The sequence below is a fragment of the Bifidobacterium asteroides genome (assembly GCF_003202755.1).
GTDB lineage: Bacteria > Actinomycetota > Actinomycetes > Actinomycetales > Bifidobacteriaceae > Bombiscardovia > Bombiscardovia asteroides_F.
Genome location: NZ_QGLK01000001.1, coordinates 807464 through 824017 on the forward strand (window position 1 = coordinate 807464; position 16554 = coordinate 824017).

Sequence of the window (16554 nt, forward strand, 5' to 3'; positions counted from 1 at the left end):
ATGAGCCGCGCCGGGCAAGTCTTGGCAGCGGTCAGGCGGCTGGCGGGTCTCCTGTTGGCGGTTGCTCTGCTGGCAGGCCTGCCCATGCTCACCGGCTGTGCCCCCAAGGACAGGGCCGTGGGCGACTCCTGGCATGAGGGTACCGTGCCCCACGACGGCGTGGATCGCTCCGACACGCTCGTGGCTTTGATCGGCTGCCCGCAGAAGGGCGGTAAGGACCCGGATGCCGGTCTGGACAGCCGCATCCTGGCATCATTGAAGGCGGAGAGGATGAAGGGCTATTTCTCCTCAGCACAGTCCACCGGCGATCAGCAGGATGGCGTGCAGGATGCCATCAACCGCGGGGTCAGTCTGATTCTGATCCGTCGGCCCGGAGCCGGCGACTGGACCCCAGCCCTCAAGGCAGCCCGGAAGGCGGGCATCCCTGTGGTAGAGTTCGCTCAAAGCGCCAAGGCTTGGACCCCTGACCCGGGTAGGCTCTACTATGCGGCTACGGTTCACCCGGTGGATCCTGCCGGGCATCCACGCGCGCCCCTGCTGGCCGACGCCCTGCAGACCATTGTGGACGACGGACCGCATGCCAGGATCATGGCCGTGCGCCTGAGCGCTGAGTGAGAGGGGGCCGAGAATGGGCACAGGCAGTGAGCAAGAGGCGACAGCGGGCACAGGCTTTCCGGTGACCGACCGGCCGGGGCTGAGCTCCCAGGAGGTGGAGCGGCTGAAGGCCCAGGGCCTGGTCAACGTCTCCCAGGACCAAACCTCCCGCAGTCTGGGCCAGATCATCCGCGACAACGTCTTCACCCTCTTCAACGGGATCATCCTGACCGCCATGGTGGTGGTCCTGCTGACCGGGCAGTGGAAGGACGCGGTCTTCGGCCTGATCATCATCATCAACACCGGCATCGGCGTGGCCACCGAGCTCAAGGCCAAGCACACCCTGGACGGGCTGTCCATCCTGGTGGCCTCCGACTATACGGTGCGCAGGGATGGGCGCAACCTGACCGTGCCCCACGATGCCATCGTCAAGGGGGATCTGCTCTGGATCCGCTCCGGGGACCAGGTGCCCGCCGACGCGCAGATCATCGACACCTACGGCCTGGAGCTGGACGAGTCCATGCTGACCGGTGAGTCGCGCACAGTCAAGCACAAGCCGGGGGACCAGGTCTACTCGGGCTCCACGGCCGTCTCGGGCATGGCCCTGGCCCAGGTGACCGCCGTGGGCGCCGACTCCTACGCCGCCACGCTGACGGCCAAGGCCAAGGTCTACAAGAAGGTACACTCCGACCTGAACGAGGGCATCAACACCATCCTCAAGGTCATGACCATAGTGGTCATTCCCCTCTGCCTGCTGCTCATCTTCACCCAGATGCGGACCGTGGGCGGCTTCCAGACGGCCCTGGCCACCGGAGCCTGGCGGCAGGCCGTGGTGTCCGCCGTGGCCGGGGTCGTGGGCATGATCCCCGAGGGTCTGGTCCTCTTGACCTCCCTGAACTTCGCCCTGGCCGCCATCCGCCTGGCCCGCCACCAGACCCTGGTCCAGCAGATGGAGTCCGTGGAGACCCTGGCCCGGGTGGATGCCCTGAATCTGGACAAGACCGGCACCATCACCGACGGGGGCATCGTCTACGACGACCTGCACCCACTGGCCGAGGATCTGCCGGCCCAGCAGATGCGGCAGGCCCTGGTGGACGTCTGCGCGGAGGAGAGCCCCAACGCCACCGGACGGGCCATCCTCAAGGGGATGGACGACCTGCGCCCAGGCAGGGCAGTCAGCCGCCTGCCCTTCTCCTCGGCCCGCAAGTGGAGCGCCGTGGCCGACCAGCCAGGCAGAATCTGGTACTTCGGCGCCCCGGAGGTGCTCCTGGCATCCCAGGCGGGCAGCTGGCCCCGGGTGACCCAGCAGGTGGCCGACATGGCCGACCGCGGCTACCGGGTGCTGATGCTGGCCGCCCCCGACGGGTACCCGAGCACCGACCAGCCTGACTACTTCACCAGCAGCCCCGACCTGCCCGGGAACCTCAAGCCCCTGGCCCTGATCACCTGCTCGGAGCACATCCGCGACGACGCTGCCGAGACCCTGGCCTGGTTCCGCCAGCAGGGCGTGCGCTGCCGGGTCATCTCGGGCGACAACCCGGCCACCGTGGCGGCCATCGCCAACAAGGTGGGCCTGACCGGCGACCGGGCGCCCCGGGCCATGGATGCCCGCCAGCTGCCCGAGGACACCGCAGCCCTGGCCGAGGTCCTGGAGGACGTGGACGTGCTGGGCCGGGTCCTGCCCGACCAGAAGAAGGCCATCGTCCAGGCCCTGCACCTGAAGGGCCACACGGTGGCCATGACCGGCGACGGGGTCAACGACTCCCTGGCCCTGAAGGAGGCTGACCTGGGCATCGCCATGGGCAATGCGGCGGCCGCCACCAAGGCCGTGGCCCAGCTGGTCCTGGTGGATTCGCGCTTCTCCCACCTGCCCGACGTGGTGGCCCGGGGCCGGCAGGTCATGGCCAACATGGAGCGTGTGGCCGGCCTCTTCCTGGTCAAGACCGTCTACTCGGCCCTGATCTCCCTGGGCGTGGTCCTGACCGGCATCCCCTTCCCCTACCTGCCCCGGCACATCACCTACATCGGCGCCCTGACCATCGGCACGCCGGCCTTCTTCCTGGCCCTGGCCCCCAACACCAGGCGCTACCGGCCCGGCTTCCTGAAGCGTGTGGTCACCTTCGCCCTGCCCTCGGGCATCGCCACGGCTTTGATTGTGCTGGCGGCGGCCTGGAGCCTGCCCGGCCTGCTGGGACTGGACCTGGCCCGGCCCGGCGACCTGGGGCGTTGGCGTTCGGTCTGCGCCATCGTCCTCTTCTGCATGGGCGTGCTGGTCCTGACCCAGGTGGCCCGGCCCCTGCGCTCCTGGAGGGGCCTACTGGTACTCTTCTTCGGCGCAGCCGGGGTGATCGGGGCCCTGATTCCCGTTGTGGCGCGGTTCTTCGCCATCAGCCTGCCCACTGGTCCGGCCCTGGCCGCCACCGTGGCCTTCGCCCTGGCGGGTGCCCTGCTCATGGTCCTGGCCGTCCTGGGCTATCCGGCATGCGCACGTTACATAGGCCAGGTAACACATAGGCGCTAAGAATGAACCTCACAAGCACAGATAAGCGTCACTGACGGCCTGGGATCCTCCCGCCGCCGGTCCACATGGGCGCAAGGGCAGTGCCTGAGCGTCCAAGGAAGGGGTGGTGCATGTCAGAATCCGCACAAGATGCCGGTCGTTCCAAGCTCAAGGTGGGCTCCGAGGAGTTCGAATACTACCGGATCAGCGACCTGCCGGGCATCGACCACCTGCCCTACAGCCTGCGCATCCTGGCCGAGAATCTGCTGCGGCACCAGAACGGGACCACGGTGACCCGGGACCAGCTGGACCAGCTGCTGAACTGGGACCCCAAGGCCCAGCCCGACAGGGAGATCCAGTACAGTCCCGCCCGGGTGCTCATGCAGGACTTCACCGGTGTGCCCTGCATGGTCGACCTGGCCACCATGCGCGATGCCGTCAAGGCCCTGGGCGACGACCCCTCCCTGGTCAACCCGCTCATCCCCGCGCAGATGGTCATCGATCACTCCGTCCAGGTGGACAGCTCGGGCGTGCCCGGCGCCCTGGAACACAACATGGACATGGAATACCAGCGCAACAGTGAGCGCTACCGCTTCCTGCGCTGGAGCCAGCAGGCCTTCCAAAACTTCCGCGTGGTGCCCCCGGGCACCGGCATCATCCACCAGGTCAACCTGGAGTACCTGGCCCAGGTGGTCATGCGCAGGGACAGGACCCAAGGGGAGGGGCCGGCCCTGGTCTACCCGGACTCCTGCGTGGGCACCGACTCCCACACCACCATGGTCAACGGCCTGGGCGTGCTGGGCTGGGGCGTAGGCGGCATCGAGGCCGAGGCGGCCATGCTGGGCCAGCCCATCTCCATGCTGGTGCCCCAGGTCCTGGGCTTCAAGCTGACAGGATCCATACCCGAGGGGGTCACCGCCACCGACGTGGTGCTGACCGTGACCCAGATGCTGCGCGAGGTGGGCGTGGTGGGCCGGTTCGTGGAGTTCCACGGCAAGGGTCTGGCCCAGGTCCCCCTGGCAAACCGGGCCACCCTGGGCAACATGAGCCCCGAGTTCGGCTCCACCTGCGCCATCTTCCCCATCGACCGAATCACCCTGGACTACCTGCGTCTGACCGGCCGCAGCGACGATCATGTGCGCCTGGTGGAGGCCTATGCCAAGGCCAACGGCCTGTGGATGGACCCGGAGGATGCCGACTGCCCCGAGCCCGAGTATTCCCAGGTGCTGGAGCTGGATCTGTCTACGGTGCGTCCGTCCATTGCCGGCCCCCGGCGGCCCCAGGACCGCATCCTGCTGGACCAGGCCCAGAAGACCTTCCAGCGGGATCTCAAGGATTACAGCGACCAGGGCAGGGACGCAGACGGCCAGGCTGTGCCGGTCAAGAAGGCCGACGGCAGCGAGTTCAGCCTGCGGGACGGGGATGTGGTCATCGCGGCCATCACCTCCTGCACCAACACCTCCAACCCCTCGGTCATGGTGGCCGCCGGTCTGCTGGCCCGCCAGGCGCGCGCCCGGGGCCTCAAGCCCAAGCCCTGGGTCAAGACCTCGTTGGCGCCGGGCTCCCAGGTGGTGACGGACTATCTGAACCGGACCGGCCTGAGTAAGGACCTGGATGCCCTGGGCTTCGAGCTGGTCGGCTACGGCTGCACCACCTGCATCGGCAACTCCGGCCCCCTGGACCCGGCCATCCACCAGGCCATCGCCGATCATGACCTGACGGTGACTGCCGTGCTCTCGGGCAACAGGAACTTCGAGGGGCGCATCAGCCCGGATGTGAAGATGAACTACCTGGCCTCGCCGCCCCTGGTGGTGGCTTACGCCCTGGCCGGCACCATGGACTTCGACCCCTGGCACGACCCTCTGGGCCAGGACAGCCAGGGCAAGCCGGTCATGCTGGCGGACATCTGGCCCTCCCAGGAGGCCATCGAGTCCGTGGTGGGCGCCGCCCTGGATCGGGACATGTACCTGCGCGACTATGCGGATGTCTTCGGCGGGGACGAGCGCTGGCGGAAGCTGGAGGTGCCGGAAGGCGAGCTCTTCCACTGGGACCAGGATTCCACCTACATCCGCCGCCAGACCTTCTTCGACGGCATGAAGGCCCAGCCCGACCCTCTGGAGGACATCCACGGGGCCCGGGTGCTGGCCCTGCTGGGGGATTCGGTCACCACCGACCACATCTCGCCCGCGGGGGCCATCAAGGCCGATGCACCGGCCGGCCGCTACCTGCAGGAGCACGGCATAGCCCCCAGGGACTTCAACTCCTACGGCTCCCGGCGAGGCAACCATGAGGTCATGGTCCGGGGCACCTTCGGCAACATCCGCCTGCGCAACCAGCTTCTGGCCTCGGTGGGGCTGGATGTGCGCCCGGGAGGGTTCACCTACGACTTCATGGACGGTCAGGAGACGACCATCTTCGAGGCGGCGCAGGACTATGTCAGGCAGGGCACTCCCCTGGTGGTGCTGGCCGGCAGTGAGTACGGGACGGGGTCCTCCAGGGACTGGGCGGCCAAGGGCACAAGGATGCTGGGTGTGCGGGCCGTCATTGCCAGGTCCTTCGAGCGCATCCACCGCAGCAACCTGATCGGCATGGGCGTGCTGCCGCTGGAGTTCCCTGCGGGTCAGTCGGCCCAGAGTCTGGGGTTGGACGGCCAGGAGACCTATGACTTGATCGGTGTCGATGCCCTGAACAACTCCCTGCCTGAGCAGGTACAGGTGCGGGCCCAGCGGTCCGACGGCAGCAGGGTGGAGTTTGCGGCCAAGGTGCGCATCGACACCCCTGGCGAGGCCGAGTATTACCGCAACGGCGGCATCCTGCAGTACGTGCTGCGCGGGTTGCTGACCAGGGCCGACGAGGAGGACTGAAGATATAAGAAAATCCCCGCCCCCAACGTCAGGGGCGGGGATTTTCTTTTATCAGTTGCGATCGCCGACCAGGTTCAGGATGTAGAGGAAGAGGTTGACGAAGTCCAGGTAGAGGTTGAGGGCGCAGAGGATGGAGACCCGCTTGATGGCCTCCGGCCCCTGGCTGCGGTAGGTGGCGAAGATGACCCTGGTCTGCTGGGCGTCATACATGGTCAGCCCGGCGAAGAGGATGATACCGATGGCCGAGACCACGCGCAGGGCCGTGTCGGAGGGGGCCAGGAAGAGCATGACCACCTGGACCAGGATCAGCATGAGCAGGCCGGCCATGAAGATGGACCCCATGCCCAGCATGTTGCGCCGCGTGGTCAGCCCCAGCATGCTGAGGACGAAGAAGAAGCCTGCGCTGATCACCAGGGTCAGCATGATGGACGGCAGTGAGTAGGTTATGAAGATGGTGCTCAGGGTGAAGCCCATCAGGGCCGCATAGAGGTAGAACATGACCCGGGCGGTGGAGGTGCGCATGCGCATAACTCGGACGCTCAGGACCATGGCGAAGGCCACCTGGACCACGGCCATGCCGATCCAGCCCAAGGTGCCCGTGGCCTGCATGAAGGCCAGGAGCAGACCGGTCCGGGCAGTCAGGTAGGCGGTCAGGGCGGTGACCAGCAGGCCGATGGCCATCTCCGCATAGGCACGGGACATGGAGACCCGTTCCGCCTTTTCAAAGCTATATGCTGCGTTGGTGTCGATGGGCGCGCCCATGCCGTAGGGCTCACCACCCTGCATGGTCGGCATCGGCTGCTGTGTGTACTGACCGTATGGGGCCTGCGGCCGCGGATTCCCGTTGAAAGCCATCTGCTCCTCCTTGTCTTCCCGTCTGTGGCGGGATGGTCGTCTTGTTCAATTCTACATGGCCGGTTTGGCCCTATAACAGGTGTTTGCTCTGGTTGGAATCGGGTGGGGGTGGCCGCCATGGTGGGGTGGTTGCATGCCCACATCCCGCCGTGGCGGTTGCCCCCTCTCCTGATGTGCCGCCCAGACTTTGGAAGGGTGGACGGAGCGTGGTGGGGGCGCGGGAGGAAGGTGTCGGCTCTTTTGGGGTTTGAGCCTTGACTGACACTTTTCCCCCTGCTCCCCCTATGTGGGCCGGGGACGGGGGGATTGATACGCCGCCCGGCCGCTCTTACTCGTGCGAAGCGTGTGACAGCCTGTGTTGTTCCCTCCGGTGGCGGCGTGAGGCGAGGACCCCGCCCATGCCGGTCATGCCGGTGGCTAGGGCGAGCAGGATGCCTTCCCCTCCGGCCTGTGGGAGCACGCCTGCTGGCAGGTACGTGTATCGGAGGGAGGTGTCCGGCGTTTGGGCTGCGCCGCCCAGCGTGTAGTCCACGCTGACCGTGACCGTGCCCGGCTGGTGCGCGGGCGTGAGCACGGTCACGCTATTACTATTGCCGCGCGTCAGATTCGTGCCGGAGCTGGTGTCGAATTTGACGCCGCTGATCACCGGCGTCAGATTGAACACCACCGACACAGGAACGTTCGAGTCGTTTCTGGAGTCGTCTCCGAGCTGGCCATACCGGTTTTCTCCCCATGTGTTGGCGTTTCCGTCTGTGCTGATCGCCAGCGAATGCCGCCAACCGCCACTGACTAGTACGGCGTTTAGCCACTGATCGGCCGAGCTTGTGGACTGATTGGGGGCGAACACTTTTACGGGGATTGTCCGATTGTTTCTGGTGTTGTCGCCGAGCTGACCATAGCTGTTTAATCCCCATGCGTACACATGTCCGTCGCTGTCCACAGCCAACGAATGCTCTTGTCCACCGCTAATCTGTGTGGCTTTCAGTCCTTTGCTCGTATCAGTTGGGCTGTCGGGATCGCGCACGCGTACAGGGATAGATGAATGGTCGCCGCTGGTGTTGTTGCCGAGCTGGCCATATTCGTTGTATCCCCAGGCGTAGGCGTGCCCGTCGCTGCCGACGGCCAGCGAATGATCGCCTCCGGCGCTTACCTGCACGTAAGTGAAATTCTCGGGCAGGTCAGCATACGTCTTGTGATCAGGGATCTTCGCCATGACGGGCGTAGTCCGTTGAATGGTTGTCCCGTCGCCGAGCTGGCCATACTTGTTGTCTCCCCAGGAGTACGTGTTCCCGTTGTTACCCATGGCTAGCGAATGATCGTATCCGGCGCTGACTTGTGTAGCTTTCAGTCCTTTGCTCGTATCAGTTGGGCTGTCGGGATCGCGCACGCGTACAGGGACAAGACACCTGGCGTTACTATTAAATTGTCCCGTCGGGATGCTGTCGTTGCCGAGCTGACCAAACCCGTTGTGTCCCCATGCGTATGCGTATCCGTCGCCATCTATGGCTAGCGAATAATTGTATCCGGCGCTGACTTGTGTGGCTTTCAGTCCTTTGCTCGTATCAGTTGGGCTGTCGGGATCGCGCACGCGTACAGGGATAGATGAATGGTCATCGCTGGTGCTGTAGCCGAGCTGGCTAGAGTCGTTGTGTCCCCATGCGTATGCGTATCCATCGCTGCCCACGGCCAGAGAGTGCTGGCCTCCAGCGCTCACCTGCACGTAAGTGAAATTCGCGGGCAGATCCGGATACGTCTTGTGATCGGGCTTCTTCACCATGACCGGTGTGGTCCGTTGACTGGTTGTTCCGTCGCCGAGCTGGCCATACGTGTTGTCTCCCCAGGCGTAGGCGTTTCCGTCGCTGCCTACAGCCAAGGAAAAACCAGTGTTATAGTCTTTTCCTCCGCTAATCTGGCTGAATTTTATGCCTTGTCCGGGTGGCGGAGTGATGGTGGTCTGTTGTCCGCCGGGCTGGCTGCCCTTGTCAGGGTTGATGGTCCATGTGCCTGGCGTCCAGTGGGCGGTGAGAAGGAGGTCCTTAGTGACGGGTTTGCTGAAGTCGTAGGCGATGTTGCCGATGAACCATCCGTCGAACTGGTAGCCTTCGCGCGCCGGGTTGGGAGTGGGGCGCTTGACTCTGCCGTAAGGGTAGAGGATCTGCTGCGGATCGGGGGTCGGGTCTCCTCCTGTCGTGTCGAAGCTTACGGAGTGGCCGGCCTTTGGGCTGGCATCTCTGGTCAGGCTCTGGTCGACGGTGTATTTGAGGCCTCTGGTGAAGGGCTGCTCGTCTTGTTTGCCGGCGATGAGAACGGCGGTTTGCCCAGGCTGGCGGGTGGGAATCTCCGCGTGCCATAAATCGTCTTTCTTGCTGAGTTTCAGCAACTGGCCGTCCATGCTGGCTGATTCTAGGGTGGGCGCCTGTGCGGTGTTGATTCTTGCTGGTTGGCCGGGCTGGTCCTGCTCGCCCAGACTCCATCGGTATAGGTTCCCGTGCCTGTCAATAGCAGTGAGCCTGTTGCCTATGCTTGCGGCCTGCGTGTAGTGGTGCTTTCCGTTGTCTGCGCTGGCGGGTGTTTTGCCGGGTTTCCAGGCCCAGATGTGGCCGTCCGTGCCGGTGATGATGGCCTGGTCCTCGTTGGCGGTGATCCGGCTGGCCTGCGTGCTGTCCGGCAGGCTGATCTGGATCATGGCGTTGGTGTTGTTGACCTGGTACCAGGCGTGCCCGTCTGTGTCTAGGAGGATGAATCCTTTGCTGAGGGCTTGGGCTTGCACGGTGCGCATGCCTAGGTCCTGTTTGACTCGTTCGGGCTTGGAGTTCTCAATGGTCGTATTCCATGTCCAGGCGTGCCCGTCCGCGTCCGCGATGAGAGCCTGGCTGTCGGAGGCGGCGACGGTGATGGCCTGCGCTTGTCCGGGCAGGCTGGTTGTGCCTTGTTCTGTCGGTTTTGTGTTTTGGCTGTCGGCCTGGCTGGTCTTATAGGCGTGGATCTGTCCCTGCTGGTCCACGGCCAGCAGCAGGTCATCGTTCATGCTGATGCTGGTGAATCGGTTGTTCTGGCTGGTGTCGAGGATGGTGGGCGTGGCCTGTTGGCTGGTCCAAGTGTAGATGTGCTGGTCGGATCCCAATGCGGCTTGCGATCGGTTGCCGGCTGCGGCCTGCAGGTAGTGGAACCCATCGGCAGCATGGGCGGGGAGAGAAACCTGTTCTGTTGTGCTGTCTTGCGCCCATGTGTAGATGTGGCCATCGCCCGTTAGGCCGACAGTCTGGTTTCCAGTGGTGTGGATGCTGACGTAATAGGGTTCCTGTCTGCTTGGTGGGCTGATGGTCAGCCGGGTGTCGGAGGCGGGCCCGTGGTCCGGGCTCAGCGCCCAGTCCGTGGTCTTGGTCCACCGGGCTTTCAGGGTCGTGTCGTGGAGGATGGGGGTCTGGAAGTCGAAAGGCTGGTCATCATGAGTCCATCCGTTGAACCGGAAGCGTTCGCGTTGTGGATTCTGTTGCGGAGGAGTGGCGAGGGTGCCGGTTTTCACGGTTGACTGTGTTGGCTTACTGCCGTCGTCGGGGTCGAAGCGCACCGTGCGCGAAGCCTGATTATCTGTCTTTTCAGCTGATTGAGTCGGTGTGGTGTCCGTGTTGCTTGGTGTTGTCGTCGTCGATGACGAGGTGCTTGGACTTGCTGTCGGGCTTAATGGCGTGGAGGTTTGTATTGGTGAGGGTGATGGCAGTGGTGTACTGGTTGCGTTGCTGGAGGAAATGCCGGGGGTTTGGTTAGCTACGCGAGGGGTCTGACGACCCCCCCCCCCCGGTGAGTATGGGAGCGTCCGCCTGGGCGGATGCGACGCCCAGGCCTGCCAGCAGGCCAAGCAGGACGATCGTCATCGCCATGATGCGACGCAGACGGGAAACCAGATGCATGAAACCAAAACCCCTTCACCAAACACCAAGCGGAATCAACACCGCCTGCCTATAACATTAACGTTTTTCCTGTCGGAAAGCTGTCCAGTCTGTCAACACCATCCCGCACCGAATTGCAGGAACCATGGCAGAAGCCAGCCGTCTTCTCGATTCCCCCGTCTCTCACCCTACCACCCAGCCAGAAAACAACACACGAGATGCAAATGCACAGCGGTAGGCCTAAGCAACAGCTCCTCCCATCTTCCCTGACAGATAGAATGAACAGACAACACGTCACGGCCTCTAATCGACCGACAAGGAGTATGCCTATATGACCGGAAACGTCACCGATACCGCCATCACCCTCAACAACGGGGTCAGCATCCCCCAGCTGGGGCTTGGGGTCTTCCAAACACCCGACGGCGAGGCCACAAGCCAGGCCGTCACCTGGGCTCTGCAGGCGGGCTATCGCCACATCGACACCGCCATGATCTACGGCAACGAGCAGTCAGTGGGGGAGGGTCTGCGCCGCTCCGGGGTTGACCGGCGGGATGTCTTCCTGACCACCAAGCTCTGGAATGACGACATCCGTGCAGAGCGGACCAAGGAGGCCTTCAAGGAGAGCCTGGACCGGCTGGGCGTGGACTACTTGGACCTCTACCTGATCCACTGGCCCGCCAAGGGCTGGCAGCAGGCCTGGGAGGACATGGAGGAGCTCTACACTCAGCGGCGGGTGCGTGCCATCGGGGTCTGCAACTTCCAGAAGCACCACCTGGACGAGCTGCACACCATCAGCGGCACTAAGCCTGCCGTCGACCAGATCGAGTCCTCACCCCAGTTTGTCAACGACGACCTGATCGACTACTGCCACGGCACCCTGCGTGTGGACGTGGAGGCCTACAGCCCATTGGGAGGCACGGGCGGCAACCTGCTGGCCGACCCCAGGCTCAAGGCCATGGCCGAGCGCTATGACCGCTCTCCGGCGCAGATCGTGCTGCGCTGGCACCTGCAGCGTGGGGTCATTGTCATCCCCAAGTCCACCCACAAGGAGCGGATTGAGCAGAACGCGCAGGTCTTCGACTTCGAGCTGAGCGATGAGGATATGAAGGCCATCACCGCCATGAACAGGGACGAGCGCACCGGTGCGGATCCCGACAAATTCGACTTCTGAGTAATGGTGGTACAGGAGGAGACCCGACCTTGCAGGCGGGGCCTCCTCCTGGGACCCGGCGGAAGCCCCAACCCTTCCACCTGGCCTGGTTCCTATGGTAAAGGATTTGTGAGGATTCAGCTAATCGGTATTGCCGCTGATGGCTTCGTCGTCGGTCTCCTGTTCCTGGGGCGAACCTGAGATGTCTCGGTGGATGGACTGCATCTGCACTTCGATGTTCTGCAAAGAGCGGGCGCAGTCCAGTAGGGTCTGCGAATGCTCGGCCAGGCGGGCGTCGGGCAGGTCGGACTTGTAACGCAGCTGGTGCTCCAGGGAGGCCCAGTAGTCCATGGCGATGGTGCGGAACTGCACCTCGACCGGCGTGTAATGGGGGCCAGAGGTCAGGAAGACCGGCACGGCGTAGATGACGTGCAGGCTGCGGTAGCCGTTCATCTTGGGGTTGCGAATGTAGTCCTTGACCCTCAGCACTTGGATGTCCGACTGGTCGGAGAGGTAGCGGGAGACCGAGTAGACGTCATCCCGGTAGTTGCAGATGACGCGCACTCCGGCCACGTCGAAGATGTGATCGCGCACCGAGGGAATGGTGACGGGTAGGTTCTTGCGGTGCAGCTTGCCGATCAGGGAGTCCACGCTCTTGAGCCGGCGCTCCATGTGGTGGATGGGGTTGTGGCTGAACCGGACCTGGAATTCCGTGTCCAGCACGTCCAGCTTGGTCGAAATCTCGTACATGGCCCCCTCGTAGGTCTGCATGAGATTGACGAATTCCGTTATCTCGTCGATGTCCAACTTGGGACGGTCCTTTTCGTCCAAGTCGGACAGTCGCTGCTTCATTTCGGATGCGCTCATGGCACTGTTACGGTCGAGTATCACATGAACCTCCCATGCCGCCGTTCGTAACCATGACTCATGGTACCCACAGGCCCCGATGGCAGCGGGACCCGACCTGCGCATACAATCATGGCTTATGGAAGCAGGCGAGGGTATGAGCGTGACCGCTCAGCGTAAGGACAGCAGGGGCGTCTACTATGTGCGGACCCTGGGCTGCCAGATGAACGAGCACGATTCCGAGCGGATCGCTGGGGTGCTCCGGGACCAGGGCTACCAGCAGGCCACGCCCGAGCAGGTCCGCGCGCGCGAGGTGGACGTGATGGTGCTCAACACCTGCGCCGTGCGCGACAACGCCACCCAGCGCATGTACGGGACCATCGGGCGCTGGCACAGGTTCAAGCAGCACAAGCCCGACACGCGCATCGCCGTGGGCGGCTGCATGGCCCAGAAGGACCGGGAACGGATCGTGAAGGCGGCGCCCTGGGTGGATGCGGTCTTCGGCACCAGGGACATCGGCTCGCTGCCGGGTCTGTTGGACAAGGCCCGCAAGGCCGGGCAGCCCCAGGTGGGGGTGTCGCAGGAGCTGCGGGATCTGCCCGGGCGGCTGCCGGCGGTCAGGGCCTCGCGCACGCAGGCCTGGGTGTCCATATCGGTCGGCTGCAACAACACCTGCACCTTCTGCATCGTGCCCTCGGTGCGCGGGCGGGAGCGGGACCGGTCCATGGAAGACATCCTGCAGGAGGTTGAGGACTGCGTGCGCTCCGGGGCCCGCCAGGTGACCCTGCTGGGACAGAACGTCAACTCCTACGGCTGGTCCACGGGGGACCGCTATGCCTTCGCCCGGCTCCTGCGTGCCTGCGGCCAGGTGCCTGGGTTGGAGCGGATCCGCTTCACTTCGCCCCATCCAGCGGCCTTCACCGACGATGTGATTGCGGCCATGGCCGAGACGCCCACGGTCATGCACCAGCTGCACATGCCCCTGCAGTCGGGCTCCGACCGGATTCTGCGGGCCATGCGGCGCTCCTACCGGTCCCAGCGCTTTCTGGAGATACTGAACAAGGTGCGGACCGCCATGCCCGATGCCCTGATCACCACCGACATCATCGTGGGATTCCCCGGGGAGACCGAGGAAGACTTCCAGGCCACCATGGACGTCGTGCGCCGGGCGCGCTTTTCGTCGGCCTTCATCTTTGAGTATTCGCCCAGGCCTGGCACTCCGGCCGCGCGCATGCCGCAGCTGCCCAAGGCCGTGGTTCAGGACCGGTTCGAGCGGCTGCAGGCCCTGCAGGAGTCCATCACCTTGGAGCACATGCAGGCCTTCCTGGGCAAAGATGTGGAGGTGCTGATCGGCGACGGGCATGGTCGGCACGACGGCAGCACCCACCGCGTGACCGGGCATGAGCGCACCGGGGTGCTGGTCCACGTCGGCGTGCCCCAGGGGATGTCTGCGCCTAAGCCCGGGGACCTGGTGACCTGCACCGTCACCCAGGCAGGGCCCCACTATCTGATCGCGGACCCGGATCCCCAGGCGGGGCAGGTCTATGACATCCGCTGACCCCCGTATCGTCTCCATCGTGGGTCCCACGGCCTCGGGCAAGACCGCACTGGGCGTGGCCCTGGCACAAGCTCTCCAAAAGCGCGGGCAGGAGGCTCAGATCATTAATGCCGATGCTTACCAGATGTACCGGGGGATGGATGTGGGCACGGCCAAACCTTCGGTCCAGGAGCGGCAGGTGGTGGTCCACCACCTGATCGACATCATCGAGCCGGAGGAGGCCATGAGCGTGGCCCGCTTCCAGGCCATGGCCCGGTCCCTGATAGCCGACCTGCGGGCCCAGGGAATCCGGCCGATCTTGGTCGGTGGCTCAGGGCTCTATACCCGGGCGGTCATCGACGATTTGTCCTTCCCCGGCACCGACCCGGCGGTCAGGGCCAGGCTGGAGGAGCGGGCCCAGGAGGAGGGACCCGGGCTGCTCTTCCGCGAGTTGCAGGAGCGGGACCCGGAGGCTGCGGCGCGGATGGACCCTCGGAATGTGCGGCGGACCGTGCGGGCTCTGGAGGTCATGGAGATCACCGGACGGCCCTATTCGGCCAGCCTGCCCCGGTACCGCTACCTGCTGCCCGCCCTGCAGCTGGGGCTGGATCTGCCCAGGGAGGAGCTGGACCGCAGGATCGACCAGCGCACCCAGGCCATGCGCGACCAGGGGATGGTCGACGAGGTGAGCGGGCTGCGGAACCGCCTGGGGACCACGGCCTCACGCGCCCTGGGCTACCAGCAGATTCTGGACTACTTGGACGGCCGCACCGACCTGGATGCCGCCTTCGGTCTGATAGCGCAGAAGACCAAGCGCCTGGCCCGCAAGCAGATGGGCTGGTTCGGCCGGGACCCGCGCATCCACTGGCTGAATGCCCTGGCCCCGGACCTGGCCCGGCAGGCCCTGGACCTGGTGGACCGGGCCGACCAAGGCTGCTTCGAGCAGGCGGACGCCCAGGCCGACCAGTCGGACCAGGGGAGGGTGACCAGACACCATCTGGGCGCGCTTTGACTTCAAGTACTTGAAGTTCCTAGACTTGACGGGTATGACCACCATCACGCAGCCCCAGGCTGAAACCCAGACCGACCGAACCCAGGCCGACCAGGAATCCGGGCCCTGGTACACCATCCGCCAGGCCTCGCTCATGTCGGGGATGCCGGAGACCACCCTGCGCTACTACGAGACCATTGGCATCATTCCGCCCATTGCCAGGGACCCCTCAAGCGGCCACCGCTGCTACAACCAGGATGATCTGGACCTGCTGGAGACCATCTCCTGCCTGAGCGCCACGGGCATGTCCCTGGAGCACATGCGGGAGTATCTGGGCAACCGTGCGGCGGGAGCCGAGGCCGCCGGACGGCAGATCGAGCTCCTGGCCGAGCAGAGACGGCGGCTGGACCAGCGGATGGCCGGCCTGCGCGCGCGGAAGCGGTATGTGCAGCTCAAAATACGTTACTGGGGGCGCGTCCGCGACCACGACCAGGCCGGGGCGACAGAACTGATCAATCGGAGTGCCCAGATCATCGAGGCCGCCAAGCGCAGCGGCAACGAGCGGCTGCCAAGCTGAGGTTGCCGGGCTGAGGCTGCCAACTCAGTGGGCCGGACCCTGGTCCCATCCGGCGATCAGAAATATTCGGGTTGGGTTGACCGGGCGGACCATGCCCGCAATCAGGGCCTGCAGGTCATCGGTGCTGCCCCGGAGCGCTCGTTGGATGGCCCGGCGGTGGGCGGTCGGATCAGCCTGTCCCCAGTCCAGGTCCCAGCCGGCATCGTGCGACAGGCGCGAGAGGAAGATGCGCAGGGTCATGCCGTCACAGTCGGCGAAGGGGTGCAGGTAGGAGAGCTCGTCGTAGTAGTGGGCCAGGCGCTCCACGAAGACCGGACGGTCCAGGCTGGCAAGGTTGCGTTCGGCTGCCAGCTCCTGGCCGATGGCCGCAGCCCCCTGCTCCAGCATGGTCGCCGGATATAGGCTGGCGTCGTCCTCCGGTTGGGGTCGGCGCAGCATCCGCTCTTCTGGCAGGTTGGGCAGCAGTCGGCGGTGGATGGCTCGCAGCTCTTCAAGATCGCCCTCAGTCGCCCAAGGCCGCTGACAGATCAGGATGGTCCGCAGAAAGAGTGCATCCGTCAGGGCATCCGCCTTGGCCTCCAAGCGCCGGGCGTGGTCAGCCAGCGCTTCGGCCTGCTTTCTGCCCGCCATAAAGTCGCTTGCCGTCTGCAGGGCCGAGGGACTGGGCTGACGGACATCCAGAAGCAGGTTGCGCATGGCGAAAGCCACGGAGCTCTGACGTTCTGCTGGTGTCATGTCAACGATGTTAGC

The 16554-nt window shown here is 64.7% G+C and carries 11 protein-coding genes; 7 read left to right on the top strand and 4 right to left on the bottom strand.

What is annotated here, in order from left to right; translation table 11 throughout:
* The 3 genes from DKK74_RS02975 to acnA all read left to right on the top strand — a co-directional run bounded on the left by DKK74_RS02975 (position 1) and on the right by acnA (position 5958).
* On the top strand, positions 1-615 hold the full coding sequence (locus tag DKK74_RS02975; RefSeq protein ID WP_110412674.1) for a substrate-binding domain-containing protein: 615 nt from the start codon (positions 1-3) through the stop codon (positions 613-615).
* 13 nt (positions 616-628) lie between these two features.
* Positions 629-3115, top strand: a complete 2487-nt coding sequence (locus tag DKK74_RS02980; protein WP_110412675.1) for an HAD-IC family P-type ATPase — start codon at positions 629-631, stop codon at positions 3113-3115.
* Positions 3116-3225: 110 nt separating this feature from the next.
* Positions 3226-5958: an aconitate hydratase AcnA gene (acnA, locus tag DKK74_RS02985; protein ID WP_110412676.1), complete on the top strand. Its 2733-nt coding sequence runs from the start codon at positions 3226-3228 to the stop codon at positions 5956-5958.
* Between the two features lie 51 nt (positions 5959-6009).
* On the opposite strand, the gene DKK74_RS02990 is transcribed toward acnA, so the two are convergent.
* Positions 6010-6813, bottom strand: coding sequence for a Bax inhibitor-1/YccA family protein (locus DKK74_RS02990; protein WP_110412677.1), 804 nt, complete (start codon positions 6811-6813; stop codon positions 6010-6012).
* Positions 6814-7141: 328 nt separating this feature from the next.
* The gene (locus DKK74_RS02995; protein WP_258334422.1) at positions 7142-10339 is read right to left on the bottom strand and encodes an InlB B-repeat-containing protein; all 3198 of its coding nucleotides are present in this window, start codon (positions 10337-10339) and stop codon (positions 7142-7144) included.
* A 695-nt stretch (positions 10340-11034) separates the two neighbouring features.
* On the opposite strand from DKK74_RS02995, the gene DKK74_RS03000 reads away from it, so the two are divergent.
* Positions 11035-11874: an aldo/keto reductase gene (locus DKK74_RS03000; RefSeq protein ID WP_110412678.1), complete on the top strand. Its 840-nt coding sequence runs from the start codon at positions 11035-11037 to the stop codon at positions 11872-11874.
* 120 nt (positions 11875-11994) lie between these two features.
* Here DKK74_RS03000 and DKK74_RS03005 read toward each other — a convergent pair whose 3' ends face one another.
* Positions 11995-12705, bottom strand: a complete 711-nt coding sequence (locus DKK74_RS03005; protein ID WP_232347151.1) for a GTP pyrophosphokinase — start codon at positions 12703-12705, stop codon at positions 11995-11997.
* Between the two features lie 151 nt (positions 12706-12856).
* Here DKK74_RS03005 and miaB point away from each other — a divergent pair, with 151 nt between their 5' ends.
* The 3 genes from miaB to DKK74_RS03020 are packed head-to-tail and all read left to right on the top strand — an operon-like array spanning position 12857 to position 15804.
* Complete coding sequence (miaB, locus tag DKK74_RS03010) at positions 12857-14257, top strand: tRNA (N6-isopentenyl adenosine(37)-C2)-methylthiotransferase MiaB (RefSeq protein ID WP_258334423.1); 1401 nt, start codon at positions 12857-12859, stop codon at positions 14255-14257.
* Positions 14244-15248, top strand: coding sequence for a tRNA (adenosine(37)-N6)-dimethylallyltransferase MiaA (gene miaA / locus DKK74_RS03015; protein WP_110412681.1), 1005 nt, complete (start codon positions 14244-14246; stop codon positions 15246-15248). The genes miaB and miaA overlap by 14 nt, the downstream gene beginning before the upstream one ends.
* A 34-nt stretch (positions 15249-15282) precedes the next feature.
* Positions 15283-15804 carry a MerR family transcriptional regulator gene (locus tag DKK74_RS03020; RefSeq protein WP_110412682.1) on the top strand — a complete coding sequence of 174 codons (522 nt, stop codon included), beginning with the start codon at positions 15283-15285 and terminating at the stop codon, positions 15802-15804.
* A gap of 24 nt (positions 15805-15828) precedes the next feature.
* Here the strand turns inward: DKK74_RS03020 and DKK74_RS03025 are convergent, their stop codons facing one another.
* Positions 15829-16539, bottom strand: a complete 711-nt coding sequence (locus tag DKK74_RS03025; protein WP_181414885.1) for a Fic family protein — start codon at positions 16537-16539, stop codon at positions 15829-15831.
* Positions 16540-16554 lie beyond the last annotated feature (15 nt).